Genomic DNA, 14,360 nt, shown 5'->3' with positions numbered 1-14,360 from the left:
CGGGACGCCCCGCGCCGCCAGATCTCCGTATCCGTGAACACCGAGCAGGGGGAGGGCGCATGACCGAGGCGTTCCCGATCGTCGACCCGTCGACCGGGGCGGCGTTCACCGAGGTCGGCATGGCCGACGCGGGGGAGGTCGACGCGGCGGTCCGCCGCGCGGTCCGCGCGCAGGAGGGCTGGGCCGCGCTCGCCCCGGCCGATCGCGCGCGGCTGCTCCGCCGCTTCGCCGCGGTCGTCGACGCGCACGTCGAGGAGCTCGCGGCGCTCGAGGTCCGCAACTCGGGGCACCCGATCGCGTCGGCGCGGTGGGAGGCCGGCCACGTCCGGGACGTGCTCGAGTACTACGCCGGCGCGCCGGAACGCCTGATCGGCAGCCAGATCCCGGTCGCCGGCGGCATCGACGTCACCTTCCACGAGCCGCTCGGCGTCGTCGGCGTGATCGTCCCCTGGAACTTCCCGATGACGATCGCGGCGTGGGGCTTCGCGCCCGCGCTCGCGGCCGGCAACGCGGTGATCCTGAAGCCCGCGGAATGGACCCCGCTCACCGCCCTGCGCCTCGCGGGCCTGGCGCTCGAGGCGGGCCTGCCCGACGGCCTCCTGCAGACCGTGCCGGGCCGCGGCGCGGAGGCGGGGGAGGCCCTCGTGCGCCACCCCGACGTCGCGAAGGTCGTCTTCACCGGATCGACGGGCACGGGCTCCCGCGTGATGGCGCTCGCCGCGGAGCAGGTCAAGCCGGTCACCCTCGAGCTCGGCGGCAAGAGCGCGAACGTCGTCTTCGCGGACGCCGACCTCGACGCCGCCGCGGCGGCCGCCCCGGGCGCCGTCTTCGACAACGCCGGCCAGGACTGCTGCGCCCGCAGCCGGCTCCTCGTCGAGCGGAGCGTGCTCGACGCGTTCCTCGAGCGGCTCGAGCCCGCCGTCGCCGCTTGGCGGGTCGGCGACCCGCGCGGCGAGGACGTGCAGATGGGGCCGCTCGTCAGCGCGGCGCACCGGGACCGGGTCGCGTCGTTCGTCGACGGCTCGACCCCGGTCGCGTTCCGCGGCTCCGCGCCCTCCGGGGCCGGCTTCTGGTTCGCGCCGGCCGTCCTGCTGCCCGACCGCCCGGACGACCGGGTGCTCCGCGAGGAGATCTTCGGCCCCGTCGTGGCCGTGCAGGCGTTCGACGGCGAGGCGGAGGCCGTCCGGCTGGCGAACGACACCCGGTACGGCCTGTCCGGCTCGATCTGGACACGCGACCTCGGTCGCGGCATCCGGGTGTCCCGCGCCGTCCGATCGGGTGCGCTCAGCGTCAACTCGAACTCGTCCGTCCGCTACACCACGCCGTTCGGCGGGATGAAGCGGTCGGGCATCGGCCGCGAGCTCGGGCCGGACGCCCCGCTCGCGTTCACCGCCGTCAAGAACGTCTTCTACGCCACCGGAGAGGCCCCCGCATGACCGTGACCCCGATCGACCTGACCGCCCGCCTCCGCGGCCGCACCGCCGTGATCACGGGCGGCGGCAGCGGCATCGGGCTCGCGACCGCCCGCCGGCTCGCCGCCGAGGGCGCCCGCGTGGTCGTCGCCGACCTCGACCCGGACGCCGGCCGCCGGGCCGCGGAGGAGGTCGACGGCACGTTCGTGCGCACCGACGTGGCGGACAGGGCGAGCGTCGACGCGCTCTTCGACGGCGTCGCGGCGGACTTCGGCGCGGTCGACATCGCCTTCAACAACGCGGGGATCTCGCCCGCTGACGACGACTCGATCGAGACGACCGAGCTCGACGCCTGGGACCGGGTGCAGCTCGTCAACCTCACGTCCGTCTACCTCTGCAGCCGCGCCGCGCTCCGGCACATGGTCCCGGCCGGCCGCGGCTCGATCATCAACACCGCGTCGTTCGTCGCCGTGCTCGGCAGCGCGACCTCGCAGATCTCCTACACGGCCTCGAAGGGCGGCGTCCTCGCGATGAGCCGCGAGCTCGGCGTCCAGTTCGCGCGGCAGGGCATCCGCGTCAACGCGCTCTGCCCGGGCCCGGTGAACACCCCGCTGCTGAAGGAGCTGTTCGCGAAGGACCCGGAGCGCGCGGCCCGCCGCCTCGTCCACGTCCCGGTCGGCCGGTTCGCGGAGCCGGAGGAGCTCGCCGCGGCGGTCGCGTTCCTCGCCTCCGACGACGCCTCCTTCATCACGGGCGCCTCGTTCCTCGTCGACGGCGGCATCTCCGCCGCCTACGTGACGCCGCTGTGATTCCGCGCGCAGGCATCCTTCGTCTTGTAGGACGCGACGTCCTACAAGACGAAGAGTGCTGGGCGGGGGAGTCGCGATGAGCATCGATCCCGGTGCGCAGCCGTCCGCCTCCGAGGCGGTGTTCCGGCCCGTCCGCTCCGGCAACGCGTTCGAGGAGACGCTCGCACGGCTGCTGCAGGCGGTCCGGCTCGGGATCGTGCCGCCGGGGGAGGCGCTGCCGTCGGAGCGGGACCTCGCCGGGCGGCTCGGCGTCAGCCGGGACGTGCTCCGCGAGGCGATCCGCTCGCTCACCGACGCCGGCTACCTCGAGAGCCGGCGCGGTCGCTACGGCGGCACGTTCGTCCGCACCGATCTCGCGGACGCCGCGCCGCCGGCCGCGGTGCGGCCGCCGGGCGAGCTCGACGACGTCCTCGGGCTGCGATCCGTGCTCGAGGAGGGCGCCGTCGCCGCGGCCGCGCGCCGCACCCTGACCGCGGAGGAGCGCGACGCACTCTGGTCCCGCCTGCTCGAGACGAGCGCGTCCGGCCCGGTCGACTACCGCCGAACGGACTCCCGGCTGCACCTGGCGATCGGCGAGCTGGCGGGCATCCCGTCCCTGCTGCCGCTGCTCGCCGACGTGCGGGACCGCGCGAACGCGCTGCTCGACGAGATCCCGCTGATCGAGCCGAACCTGTCCCACTCGAACGCCCAGCACGAGCGGATCGTGCTGGCGGTGCTCCGCGGAGACGCGGAGGCGGCGCAGCGGTCGATGCGCGAGCACCTCGACGGCACCGCGGCGCTCCTCCGGGCGTTCCTGGACTGAGCACCCGCGGGCGGAGTGCTCGTCAAGGGCGCTCCGGCAGCATGGGGGCCTGGGCGGCGCGCCCGTCGGAGCGGGAGGCGCGGTGTCTCCCGTCGGGAAGGAGCCCCATGGATCTCGCGAGCGTCTGGGCCGACGTCGTCGGCCACTTCTGGTCGCGCCTCGGCGCGGACGTGGTCGTCGGCGCCGTGATCGCGGTCGTGGTCGCGGGCGTCGTCGGCGCCGTCTTCCGCGCCATCGGCAGGCGGCGGGGCTGGCCCGACCGCGCCGTGCACCGCCTCCGCTGGCCGTTCCGCTGGCTCCTCGTCGCCATCGCGGTCTGGATCGCAGCGACGAGCGCGTTCGACGGCGCCGGCTCCGACGTCCTGCAGCTGCGGACGCCGATCGACGCCGTACTGAACATCGTGGTGATCGCGCTGGCGGCGTGGTTCGTCGCGACGATCGTCTCCCTCGTCGTCGACCTGCTGCTCGCCCGCTACCGCACCGACGTCGCGGACAACCGCGTCGCACGCCGGGTGCGGACGCAGGCGCTGATCATCCGCCGGGTCGCGATCGTCGTCATCGTCGTGATCGCCCTCGCGTCCGCGCTGCTCGTCTTCCCCGCCGCGCGCGCCGCCGGGGCGTCGCTGCTCGCGTCGGCCGGCGTGGTGTCGATCATCGCCGGCCTCGCCGCGCAGTCGACCCTCGGCAACGTCATCGCCGGCATGCAGCTCGCCTTCTCCGGCGCGATCCGCGTGGATGACGTCGTGATCGCGAACGGCGAGTGGGGTCGCATCGAGGAGATCACGCTCACCTACGTCGTCGTCCACGTCTGGGACGACCGGCGGATGGTGCTGCCGTCGACCTACTTCACGACGACGCCGTTCGAGAACTGGACCCGGACCTCCAGCCAGCTCATGCAGTCCGTCGACTTCGACCTCGACTGGCTCGTCGACCCGCAGGCGATGCGCGACGAGATGCACCGGGTGCTCGAGCGCACGGACCTCTGGGACGGCCGTGTCGCCGTCCTCCAGGTCACCGACGCGGTCGGCGGCATGATCCACGTCCGGATCCTGGTGACCGCGGTCGACGCCCCGACCCTGTTCGACCTCCGCTGCTTCGTCCGGGAGGAGCTGATCCGGTGGCTGCACCAGCAGCAGCCGGCGGCCCTGCCGCGCACGCGCGTGCAGCTCACGGAGCCGGCGGTCGGCACGAGCACGAGAACGCCGCGAGGCGGGGAGCAGCGCGACGACCGCGAGCTCTTCGGCGGGTCCGCTCAGGCGGACGCGCGCGGCAAGGACTTCACCGGCCCGGTGCGCACCCACCCGGCCTGATGTGAGGACGCGTCAGTCGTCCTTCTTCGCCTTCTTCCTGCCCTTCGAGGGGCGCGGGCCGGCGGCGACCTTCGGGGCGTCCGGGTCGACGGACTCCTTGCGGATCGTGCCGATGGCGACCGCGAGCGTCAGCGCCCAGGCGATCCACGTCAGGTAGGTGCGCCAGTCGGTCGGCGCCTTGCGCCCCTGCCGGAAGGCGGAGATGCCGGAGAAGAGCGACGAGATGATCGCGCCGTTCATCAGGTACTTGCGCAGGGTGCCCATGGATCCGGGACTGTACTGGACCTCGGGGGAGCGCGGACTGGGGGTGCGCTGGACGGTTCCGGCGTCCCCCGATCCGGGTCCGCCGGTCCTGACCGATCGTGCAGTACGCTGACCGATCGTGCAGGACCGGACGCGCGACCTCGGGGGCTCCGCCCCGCTGCTGGAGTCGGCGCTGCGCCAGTTCGCCGCGGTCGGGTTCGAAGGCGCGTCCCTGCAGCGCATCGCCGCCGACGCCGGCCTGTCGAAGTCGAGCGTGCTGTACCACTTCGCCAGCAAGGAGGCGCTGCTCGACGCCGCGCTCCGGCCCGCGGTCGAGGACCTCACCGAGCTGGTCGAGGACCTCGTCGCGCTCTCGGACGACCCCTCGCGACACGTCTTCCTCGCGCGCTTCGTCGACTACCTCTTCGAGCACCGGCTCGCGATCGCCGTCATCATCAACCACGGTCAGGCGCTCGCCGGCCACGCGGTGATCGACGAGGCGGACGCGCTCGTGCGCGACCTCGCGTTCCGCATCGGGCCGCCCGGCGGGAAGGACCGCAGGAGCCTCCGCTTCGGCGTCGCCCTCTCCGGAGCCGCCTTCGTCCTCATCGCCGCCGATCGCTGGGCCACGGACCACGTGCCCGACGAGGAGGTGCGCGCCGAGCTCGTCGACGTCCTGGGCGAGTTCGTCCTCGGCGTCCAGCAGCCCGCCTGACCACCCGACCGCGCGACACCGCCGTCGCTCACCCGCAGCCCATCGATCGAGGACGGCACCCATGACCGCGTTCCTGTACCGGCTCGGCAAGCTGAGTCACGGCCACCCCTGGCGCGTGCTCGCGGCCTGGTTCCTCATCGTCCTCGCGGTCGCCGGTGCGGGCTTCGGCTTCGGCGGCAAGCTCAGCGACGGCTTCACCATCCCGGGCACCCAGTCGCAGAACGCCCTGGACCGGCTCGACGCGGTGTTCCCGCAGGCGGCGGGCGCGAGCGCGCAGGCCGTCATGGTCGCGCCCGCGGGCACACGCGTCGACGAGGGCGCCGCCCGCACCACCGTGAACGACACGATCGAGGCCATCGAGCGGATCGACGGCATCGAGACGGTCAGCAGCCCGTTCAGCGAGTACGCCGTCGACGCGGTCTCCGCGGACCACCGGGCCGCGATCGTCTCGATCCAGTTCTCCGGCACCGAGGCGTCGGTCAAGACCTCCACGCTCGACGCCCTGCAGAGGACGGCGTCGATCGGGAAGGACGCGGGCTGGAAGGTGGCCTTCACTGGCCAGGTGTTCCAGCAGACCGCCTTCGGCCCGTCGATCACGGAGGTGTTCGGCCTCGCGTTCGCCGCCGTCGTGCTCATCGTCACGTTCGGCTCCCTGCTCGCGGCCGGCATGCCCCTCATCAGCGCGATCATCGGCGTCCTGCTGTCGGTCGCCGGCCTGATGTTCACGGCGAACTTCACCGACGTCGCGAGCGCGAGCCTCACCCTCGCCCTGATGCTCGGCCTCGCGGTCGGGATCGACTACGGCCTCTTCGTCATCTCGAAGTACCGGGACCAGCTGGCGCTCGACGTGCCGATCGCGGAGGCGCTGCCGAAGGCGGTCGCGACCGCCGGCACCGCGGTCGTGTTCGCCGGCGTGACCGTGATCATCGCCCTCGTCGGCCTGCTGATCGTCGGCATCCCGTTCCTCAGCGTGATGGGCGTGGGCGCGGCGTTCGCGGTGTTCCTCGGCGTCTGCGGCTCCACGACCCTCCTGCCCGCCGTGCTCGCGCTCGCCGGCCGCCGGCTCGTCCCGAAGCCGGGCTCCCGCCTCCGGGCGCGCGCGACCGCGGCCGCGGAGGGCCGCACCCACACGCTCGGCTCCCGCTGGGGCGCCCTGATCGAGAAGGCGCCCGCGCTGTTCCTCGTCCTCGTCGTCGCGGCCCTCGGCGTGCTGGCGATCCCCGCGGCGTCGATGCGCCTCGCCCTCCCGACCAACGGCACGGAGGCGCCGGGCACCGGGCCGCGCGTCGCCTACGACCTGACCACGGCGTCCTTCGGCGAGGGACGCAACGGCCCCCTCGTGCTGCTCATCGACGTGACGCAGAACAACGACTTCATCACCGACCTCGACCGCATGAAGGACCGCATCGCGGCGCTGCCGGACGTGAAGGCGGTCGGCAAGCCGACGCCGAACGAGACGCTCGACACGGCGATCATGCAGGTCATCCCGGACTCGGGGCCGACCTCCGACTCCACGATCGCGCTCGTGCACCGCATCCGCGACCTCTCGCCGACCTTCGAGCGGGAGTACCGGATGCCCGTCTCGGTGACCGGGTCGACCGCCGTTCAGATCGACATCTCGGACCGGCTGGGCAGCGCCCTCGTGCCGTTCGTGCTGGTCGTCGTGGGCCTGTCCGTCATCCTCCTGATGGCGGTGTTCCGGTCGCTCGTCGTGCCGCTGAAGGCCGCCGTCGGCTTCCTGCTGTCGCTCTCGGCGAGCGTCGGCGCGACCGTCGCGGTGTTCCAGTGGGGCTGGGGCGCGGACCTGCTGCACGTCGAGCCGGGGCCGCTGCTCAGCTTCCTGCCGATCCTCGGCGTCGCAATCCTCTTCGGCCTGTCGATGGACTACGAGGTCTTCATCGTTTCCGGCATGCGCGAGACGTGGGCGCACACCGGCGACGCCCGGCTGGCCGTGCGGAAGGGGTTCGCGGGCGGCGTCCGCGTCGTCACCGCGGCGGCGCTGATCATGATCTTCGTCTTCGCGTCCTTCATCCCGGAGGGCTCCGGCACGATCAAGCCGATCGCGTTCACCCTCGCCGTCGGGATCCTCCTCGACGCGTTCCTCATCCGCATGACGCTGGTGCCGGCGGTCATGTTCCTGTTCCGCCGCTCGGCCTGGTACCTGCCGCGCTGGCTCGACCGGCTGCTGCCGACCGTCGACATCGAGGGCGAGGGCATCGTCCGGCACGAGGAGGACGTCGCCTGGGCGCAGGGGGAGGCGCGCTGGGCGCTCTCCTCGACCGACCTCGTGCCACCCCCACCGTTCGAGACCAGGCCGCTGACCGTCCACGCCGAGCGCGGCACCACGAGCGCGATCGCCGTGCCCGCCGCCGCGCGCCGCGGCGTCGTCGCGACGCTGACCGGCCACCTCGAGCCGGCGTCCGGCCGCGTGCAGGTCGCCGGCGCGGTCGCGCCCACCGGCGCACGGGAGCTGCGCCAGGTCGCCGCCCCCGTGATCGACGACGGCTCCGCGGCCGACGCCACCCCCTCGGCGCTCGTCGCCGAACGGCTCCGATTCGCCCCGCGCCGCCGTCGCAGCGGCAGCCTGCGCACCTGGCTCCAGGTGCTGCCCGAGCCGGTCGTCCGCGAGCGGCCGATCGGCGAACTGCCGCCGGAGGAGCGCCTCGCGGTGCTCGCCCTCGCGGCAGCGGCCGGCGGCGCCGTCGCGATCGTCGTCGACGCCGGCGACCTCGGTCCGGACGCGCTCGACCGCCTCGCGGCCCTCCTCGACCTGGTGGCGGCCCCATCGAGCGCCGCAGGGCACGGCGGCGACCGCGCCGCCGTCATCGTCACCTCACCCATCGACCGCGCCGCGACCCGACTCGGCGCCGCCCCGACCCGCAGAGAGGTCTCCGCATGATCGGCCGCATCCTCAGGGCACCGCTGACCCGCCTCCTCATCGTCGCGATCGTGCCGGCCGTCGTGCTCGGCGTCTTCGTCGCGGCGCTCGCCGCCGCGGACTCCGGCGACGCCCGCATCCCCGCCGCGCTCGTAAACAACGACCGGCTCGTCCAGTCGAAGGGCGCGGATGGGAAGACGACGACCATCGCCGCCGGGCGGCTCGTCGTCACCGGCCTGACGAAGCCCGCGAGCAGCGACGCCGGCGCCTCCATCGACTGGACGCTGACCAACACGAAGGACGCCGAGCGGATGCTCGCGGACGGCGACGTCTACGCGATCGTCACGATCCCGAAGACGTTCTCGAAGTCGATCGCGTCCGTGTCCGGCACCTCGCCGAAGCAGGCCGACATCAGCGTGCGCACGGACGACGCCCACGGCACGCTCGTCAGCCAGATCGGCGGCGTCGTGGGGTCGACGATCGCGTCGACGGTCGGCGGCCAGATCACGACGAGCGTCGTGTCCGGCCTCTACGGCGGCTACGCAACGGTTCGCAGCTCGCTGCTGCAGGCGGCGGACGGGGCGACGAAGCTCGGCGACGGCGCCGACTCCCTCTCGTCCGGCCTCGGGAAGGCCGCGGACGGCGGCGACCGGCTCACCACCGGCGCGAGCTCCCTCGGCAGCGGCGCACGGCAGCTGGCCTCGGGTCAGCGGTCGCTCGCGACCGGGCTCGGCACGGCCGCGTCCGGTGCGCAGGGCGCGGCGGACGGTGCGAAGCGCCTCGCCTCCGGCGTCGGGCAGTACACCGACGGCGTCTCCACCTACGCGAAGGGCGTGACGACCTACACGGACGGCGTCACGACGTACACGAAGGGCGTGCCCGACTACGCGTCCGGTGTGGAGCAGTACGCGGGCGGCGTGGACCAGCTGCTCGACGGCCTCGTCTCCGGCGCGCAGCAGTCGGCGGCGGCGCAGTCGCAGCTCGCGGACGGCAGCAGCACGGCCGCGGACGGCATCCGCGGGATCGTCGCGAACGACCCGACGCTGTCGGCGCAGACCCGCGGAGCGCTCTCGCAGATCGCGGCGGGACTGGACACCGCCGCGACCGGGCAGGCCGCCCTCGCCGACGGGTCGCGTCAGATCGCCTCGAACCCCGACCTCGCGAAGCTGCGCGCCGCCGGCCCGCCGCTCGTTTCCGGCGGGGCGCAGCTCGCCTCGAGCGGGAAGCAGCTCGCCGCCGGCGGCAGCACGCTGTCCTCGGGCGGCTCGAAGCTCGCCGCCGGCGGCGCCGGGCTCGACAGCGGCACTGCGAGTCTCGCCTCCGGGCTCGCGCAGCTGCCGGGCGGCATCTCGTCCGCGGCGGCGGGCGCCGGGAAGCTCGCGTCGGGCATCGACCAGCTCGGGACGGGCGCGGACCAGCTGTCCGACGGTGCGTCGCAGCTGACCGACGGCGTCCGGAAGAGCGCGGACGGCGCGGGGCAGCTCGCGTCCGGGGCGGACAAGATCGGCTCGGGGCTGAAGAGCGGCGCCACCCAGGTGCCGAACCTGACGAAGGCGCAGCAGGCGAACGCGGGCAAGGTCGTCGCGGCCCCCGTGAACGCCTCCGCCACCCGGGCGAACGAGCTGTCCGGACCCGGCCAGATCGTCTCCACCCTCATCGTGCCCGTCGGGCTCTGGATCGGGGCGGCCGCGCTGGTGCTGCTGTTCGGCGCGGTGTCCCGCCGCCTGCTGGCGACGGGCGTCGGCACGGGGCGGCTCGTCGGGGGAGCCCTGCTCCGCGGCGTCGTGGTCGCGGTCGCGCAGGCCGTGCTGATCGTCGCGGTCGTCGCCGCGACCCTCGGCGTCTCCTGGTCGGCGCTCCCGGCGCTGTTCCTCGTCGCGGTGATCGCGGGGGCGGCGTTCCTCGCCGTCCACCAGCTCCTCCAGGCCGTGTTCGGCAGCGCGGGCACCGTGCTGTCGATCGTGCTCCTCGGGGTGCAGCTGGTGGCCGTCGGCGGGATCTACCCGATCCAGCTCGTCTCGGCGCCGTTCCAGGCGATCAGCCCGTTCCTGCCGCTCACCGCGGCGGTGAACGCGACCACGGCGGTGCTGACGGGCTCGTCGGGCGGCACGGTCGCGACGGGCCTCCTGTCGCTCGTGCTCTGGGCGCTGCTCGCGTTCGTGCTGACGGTCGCCGTCGTGGCGCGCCGCCGCACCTCCACCGCGCTCTTCTCCGCGACGCCCGCCCTCACCTGACATCTCCTCCGTTTCGGAGGGGGCGCACTCCTCCGAAACGGAGGATGGGCGGGTGCAGGTGTTCACGAAGCGGCGGAGCGACGCCCCGAGCGGGTTCTTCGAGGCGGAGGCGGCGGGGCTGCGCTGGCTCGGCGAGGCGGGCGGTGCCCGGGTCGTGACGGTGCTCGGCGTCGAGCCGGGCCGGATCGACCTCGAGTCCCTCGAGCCCGCCCGGCCGACGGAGGCTCACGCGGTCGCCTTCGGCCGCGCGCTCGCCGCCACGCACGGGGCGGGCGCGGCGGCGTTCGGCGTGCCGCCGGGGGACTGGGCGGGGCCGACCTTCATCGGGAACCAGGCCCTGACCACCCGGCCCTCGGGCTGGCGCGCCTGGGGCGCGTTCTTCGCCGCCCAGCGGGTCCTCCCGTACGCCGAGCGCGCGGCGCAGCGCGGCTCGCTCGGCGGCGCCGACCTCCGCACGGTGCGGGAGGCCTGCGACCGGCTCGCGAGCGGCGACCTCGACGACGGGGAGCCGCCCGCGCGCATCCACGGCGACCTCTGGAACGGGAACGTGCAGTGGACCCCGGACGGCTGCGTGCTGATCGACCCCGCCGCGTCGGGCGGCCACCGCGAGACGGACCTCGCGATGCTCGCGCTGTTCGGGTGCCCCTTCCTCGACGCGATCGTCGCCGCCTACGACGACGCCCGGCCACTCCGGCCCGGCCACGAGCAGCGCGTGCGTCTGCACCAGCTGCACCCGCTCGCGGTGCACGCCGCGAGCCACGGGCCGTCCTACGCCGCGCCGCTCGTCGCGGCGGCGCGCAGCACGCTCGACCTGCCCGCAGGAGCCGACAGGTAGCCTGGGCGGGACATGGCGGACACCGAGGACGAGCGCTACGACTTCGTGGTCGTGGCGAACCGCCTCCCCGTCGACCGCGTCGTCGCGCACGACGGCAGCCCCTCCTGGAAGCCCTCGCCGGGCGGTCTCGTCACCGCGCTCGAGCCGGTGATGCGGGCGAACACCGGCGCTTGGATCGGCTGGACCGGCGTCGCGGACGACCACCAGGAGCCGTTCGACGCCGACGGGATGCACCTCGTGCCCGTCCCGCTCTCGGCGGAAGCGGTCGAGCTCTACTACGAGGGCTTCTCCAACGACACGATCTGGCCGCTCTACCACGACGTCATCGCCCAGCCGACGTACAGCCGGCGCTTCTGGGAGGCCTACGTCGCGGTCAACCGGCAGTTCGCCGAGGCGGCCGCGGCGGTCGCCGCCGAGGGCGGCACGGTGTGGGTGCAGGACTACCAGCTGCAGCTCGTGCCGCGGATGCTGCGGGAGCTGCGCCCCGACCTCGTGATCGGCTTCTTCAACCACATCCCGTTCCCCGCCTACGGGCTGTTCTCGCAGCTGCCGTGGCGCCGCGAGATCGTGGAGGGCCTGCTCGGCGCCGACCTCATCGGGTTCCAGCGCCGGGCGGACGCGGGCAACTTCCTCCGCGCCGTGCGCCGGATCTTCCACGTGCAGACCGCGCGGGGCCAGGTCGAGCTGCCGGCCGCGGGGCAGGGGAGCTGGCCGAACTCGATGTCCGACCGGCCGCGCACCGTCGTCGCCCGGCACTTCCCGATCTCGATCGACGCGAAGGCGTACGTCGCGCTCGTCGAGCGGCAGGACGTCCGCGACCGCGCGGCGCAGATCCGGCACGACCTCGGCGACCCGACGACGATCATGCTCGGCGTCGACCGGCTCGACTACACGAAGGGCATCCAGCACCGCTTCGCCGCCTACGCCGAGCTCCTCGCCGAGGGCAAGCTCGACGTCGACGACACGGTGCTCGTCCAGATCGCGAGCCCGAGCCGAGAGCGCGTCGAGACCTACAAGTCGCTGCGCGACGAGATCGAGCTCACCGTCGGTCGCGTGAACGGGGAGTACGGCACGATCGCGCACTCGGCGATCAACTACCTCCACCACGGGTACCCGCGGGAGGAGATGGTGGCGCTGTTCCTCGCGGCGGACGTGATGCTCGTGACCGCGCTGCGGGACGGCATGAACCTCGTGGCGAAGGAGTACGTCGCGACGCGCGCCGACGACGACGGCGTGCTCGTGCTGAGCGAGTTCGCGGGCGCGGCGGACGAGCTGAAGCAGGCGCTCCTCGTCAACCCGCACGACATCGAGGGGTTGAAGCGGGCGATGCTGAGCGCCGTGCACATGTCCCGCGCTGAGCGGCGGACGCGGATGCGCGCCCTGCGGCACCGCGTCCTGGTCCACGACGTGGAGCGCTGGTCGAAGGACTTCCTCGACGCGCTCGCGGCGCTCCGGCCGACCGAGTCGGCACGAGCGGCCGCCGCCGCCGACTGATGGCGATCGACGACCGCGTCGGGCAGGCGGGCAGCGGGGTCCGCCGGGACCTGCGCGACGCGCTCGCCGTCCTCGCCGCGACGCCGCGGCTGCTCGTCGCGCTCGACTTCGACGGCACGCTCGCGCCCGTCGTCGACGACCCGGAGAAGGCCCGCGCGACCCCGGAGGCGTCGAGGGCCGTCGAGCGGCTCATCGCCCTGGCGGACACCCGCGTCGCGCTCGTCTCCGGGCGGGCGCTCAAGGACCTCGAGCAGGTCGCGCCGTTCGGCGACGAGGTACTGCTCGTCGGCTCGCACGGCATCGAGCTGCGGCTCGACGAGGCGGACGACGTGCTCGCCCTGGATGCGGACGAGCGGCAGCAGCTCGGCGTGCTCGAGCAGGTGCTCGACCAGATGGCGGGGACGCTCGACTCGGTCTGGATCGAGCCGAAGCCCGCCGGGTTCGCGGTGCACACGCGGCTCGCGAGCGAGCGGCACAGCCGCGTCGCCCACCTGGTCGCGATCAACGAGCTGAAGGCGGAGGCCCCGGACGCGACGGTCCGGCTCGGCAAGGACGTCATCGAGTTCTCGGTCCGGTCGACGACGAAGGGCGAGGCGGTCGAGCACCTCCGGCGGTACACGCACGCGTCCGCCGTCTTCTACGCCGGCGACGACGTGACGGACGAGGACGCCTTCGTCGCGCTGACCGCGGACGACCTCGGCCTGAAGAGCGGCGTCGGCCCGACCGCCGCGGACCACCGCGTCGCCGGGCCGGCGGAGGTCGCCTCGGTGCTCAGCCTCCTCGCGACCCTCCGAGAGGCCCACGCGGCGGACGCCCCCGACACCAACTGAGCCCGAGCTTCAGCGGCCGCGTCGGCGGCGGAGGTACGCGACGAGCCGCGCGACGCGGGTCGCGATGAACGTGGCGGCGCCGATCCCGAGCAGCAGACCGCCGATCACCAGGAACGTCACGCGCTCCACCACCGCTCGACGTCGGGCATCAGCGCCTCCAGGGTCCGCGCGCGGAACGTCGGCGAGCCCTCGCCGCGGTCGAACCGGTCGATGAACGCCGTCGCCGCGCCGATCGCCGCGGCGGGCTCGAGGTCGTTGCGCCAGACGTCGCCCACGGACAGCAGCCGGTCCGCCGGGAGGCCCGCCTCGCCGAGGAGCCGCTCGAGCACCGCGGGCATGCCGGCGGGCTTGCCCGCGTCGCCCTCCACCGCGTCGAGCAGGCCGGCGACGCCGAGCCGCTCGAGCAGCGGTTCGATCCCGTCGACGGGAGCGTTCGTCACGAGCACGCAGCGCACGCCGCGCGGCCGGTCGCGCAGCAGGTCGGCGAGCCCCGCCGGCGCGGCGACGGCCGCCTCCCCGCTGTGCAGGGCCGCTCGGCTCGCCGCGTACGCAGCGGCCCGGACGTGCTCCGCCACCCGGTGCGACGCGGCCCAGTCGGCGACCAGCGCGTAGCCGTCGCGATGCCCCTCGCCGGTCTCGACCCAGCGGGCGAACGCCTCGTCGGCGTCGCCGCCCGCGACGCCGCGGAAGTAGACGAGGACGGGGTCGTCGCCGACCGCCACCGTCCCGTCGAGGTCGAGGACCACGATGCGCTCGATCGACGAAACAGGATCGGAACGCACCGTCCGTACGCTACCC

The 14,360-nt window shown here is 74.1% G+C and carries 12 protein-coding genes; 10 read left to right on the top strand and 2 right to left on the bottom strand.

Annotated elements, in window-relative coordinates; genetic code table 11:
- The first annotated feature begins 59 nt into the window (after window positions 1-59).
- The 4 genes from CLV52_RS16210 (at window position 60) to CLV52_RS16195 (ending at window position 4,333) form a co-directional block, all read left to right on the top strand.
- Complete coding sequence (locus CLV52_RS16210) at window positions 60-1,436, top strand: aldehyde dehydrogenase family protein (protein WP_133767380.1); 1,377 nt, start codon at window positions 60-62, stop codon at window positions 1,434-1,436.
- Window positions 1,433-2,221 carry a 3-oxoacyl-ACP reductase gene (locus CLV52_RS16205; protein WP_133767379.1) on the top strand — a complete coding sequence of 263 codons (789 nt, stop codon included), beginning with the start codon at window positions 1,433-1,435 and terminating at the stop codon, window positions 2,219-2,221. The genes CLV52_RS16210 and CLV52_RS16205 overlap by 4 nt, the downstream gene beginning before the upstream one ends.
- A 76-nt stretch (window positions 2,222-2,297) precedes the next feature.
- Window positions 2,298-3,023, top strand: coding sequence for a FadR/GntR family transcriptional regulator (locus CLV52_RS16200; protein WP_133767378.1), 726 nt, complete (start codon window positions 2,298-2,300; stop codon window positions 3,021-3,023).
- 107 nt (window positions 3,024-3,130) lie between these two features.
- Window positions 3,131-4,333 (top strand): mechanosensitive ion channel family protein, encoded by a 1,203-nt coding sequence (locus tag CLV52_RS16195; protein ID WP_133767377.1) that lies wholly within the window; start codon window positions 3,131-3,133, stop codon window positions 4,331-4,333.
- 12 nt (window positions 4,334-4,345) lie between these two features.
- Here CLV52_RS16195 and CLV52_RS16190 read toward each other — a convergent pair whose 3' ends face one another.
- The gene (locus tag CLV52_RS16190) at window positions 4,346-4,597 is read right to left on the bottom strand and encodes a hypothetical protein (RefSeq protein WP_133767376.1); all 252 of its coding nucleotides are present in this window, start codon (window positions 4,595-4,597) and stop codon (window positions 4,346-4,348) included.
- 118 nt (window positions 4,598-4,715) lie between these two features.
- Between CLV52_RS16190 and CLV52_RS16185 the strand changes: the two genes are divergently transcribed.
- The 6 genes from CLV52_RS16185 to otsB all read left to right on the top strand — a co-directional run bounded on the left by CLV52_RS16185 (window position 4,716) and on the right by otsB (window position 13,562).
- Complete coding sequence (locus CLV52_RS16185) at window positions 4,716-5,291, top strand: TetR/AcrR family transcriptional regulator (protein WP_211342723.1); 576 nt, start codon at window positions 4,716-4,718, stop codon at window positions 5,289-5,291.
- A 61-nt stretch (window positions 5,292-5,352) separates the two neighbouring features.
- Window positions 5,353-8,190: an MMPL family transporter gene (locus CLV52_RS16180; protein ID WP_133767375.1), complete on the top strand. Its 2,838-nt coding sequence runs from the start codon at window positions 5,353-5,355 to the stop codon at window positions 8,188-8,190.
- The gene (locus CLV52_RS16175) at window positions 8,187-10,403 is read left to right on the top strand and encodes a YhgE/Pip domain-containing protein (RefSeq protein WP_133767374.1); all 2,217 of its coding nucleotides are present in this window, start codon (window positions 8,187-8,189) and stop codon (window positions 10,401-10,403) included. The genes CLV52_RS16180 and CLV52_RS16175 overlap by 4 nt, the downstream gene beginning before the upstream one ends.
- Window position 10,404: 1 nt before the next feature.
- Window positions 10,405-11,238 (top strand): fructosamine kinase family protein, encoded by an 834-nt coding sequence (locus CLV52_RS16170; RefSeq protein ID WP_281276100.1) that lies wholly within the window; start codon window positions 10,405-10,407, stop codon window positions 11,236-11,238.
- Window positions 11,239-11,250: 12 nt separating this feature from the next.
- The gene (locus tag CLV52_RS16165) at window positions 11,251-12,732 is read left to right on the top strand and encodes an alpha,alpha-trehalose-phosphate synthase (UDP-forming) (RefSeq protein ID WP_162850898.1); all 1,482 of its coding nucleotides are present in this window, start codon (window positions 11,251-11,253) and stop codon (window positions 12,730-12,732) included.
- Entirely contained in the window at window positions 12,732-13,562 is an 831-nt protein-coding gene (gene otsB, locus CLV52_RS16160; protein ID WP_133767372.1) for a trehalose-phosphatase, read from the top strand. The genes CLV52_RS16165 and otsB overlap by 1 nt, the downstream gene beginning before the upstream one ends.
- A 116-nt stretch (window positions 13,563-13,678) precedes the next feature.
- Here otsB and CLV52_RS16155 read toward each other — a convergent pair whose 3' ends face one another.
- Entirely contained in the window at window positions 13,679-14,344 is a 666-nt protein-coding gene (locus CLV52_RS16155) for an HAD family hydrolase (RefSeq protein WP_162850897.1), read from the bottom strand.
- Window positions 14,345-14,360 lie beyond the last annotated feature (16 nt).

It is taken from the genome of Amnibacterium kyonggiense, assembly GCF_004364555.1.
GTDB classification, from domain to species: domain Bacteria; phylum Actinomycetota; class Actinomycetes; order Actinomycetales; family Microbacteriaceae; genus Amnibacterium; species Amnibacterium kyonggiense.
The sequence above is the reverse complement of the archived record's forward strand: the minus strand, read 5'-3'. Positions and strand labels throughout refer to the sequence as shown.

Coding starts and splice junctions, on each gene's coding strand:
- CLV52_RS16175 (WP_133767374.1), top strand. CDS start 8,187: ATGATCGGCCGCATCCTCAGGGCACCGCTGACCCGCCTCCTCATCGTC.
- CLV52_RS16205 (WP_133767379.1), top strand. CDS start 1,433: ATGACCGTGACCCCGATCGACCTGACCGCCCGCCTCCGCGGCCGCACC.
- CLV52_RS16190 (WP_133767376.1), bottom strand. CDS start 4,597: ATGGGCACCCTGCGCAAGTACCTGATGAACGGCGCGATCATCTCGTCG.
- CLV52_RS16195 (WP_133767377.1), top strand. CDS start 3,131: ATGGATCTCGCGAGCGTCTGGGCCGACGTCGTCGGCCACTTCTGGTCG.
- CLV52_RS16210 (WP_133767380.1), top strand. CDS start 60: ATGACCGAGGCGTTCCCGATCGTCGACCCGTCGACCGGGGCGGCGTTC.
- CLV52_RS16165 (WP_162850898.1), top strand. CDS start 11,251: ATGGCGGACACCGAGGACGAGCGCTACGACTTCGTGGTCGTGGCGAAC.
- otsB (WP_133767372.1), top strand. CDS start 12,732: ATGGCGATCGACGACCGCGTCGGGCAGGCGGGCAGCGGGGTCCGCCGG.
- CLV52_RS16200 (WP_133767378.1), top strand. CDS start 2,298: ATGAGCATCGATCCCGGTGCGCAGCCGTCCGCCTCCGAGGCGGTGTTC.
- CLV52_RS16180 (WP_133767375.1), top strand. CDS start 5,353: ATGACCGCGTTCCTGTACCGGCTCGGCAAGCTGAGTCACGGCCACCCC.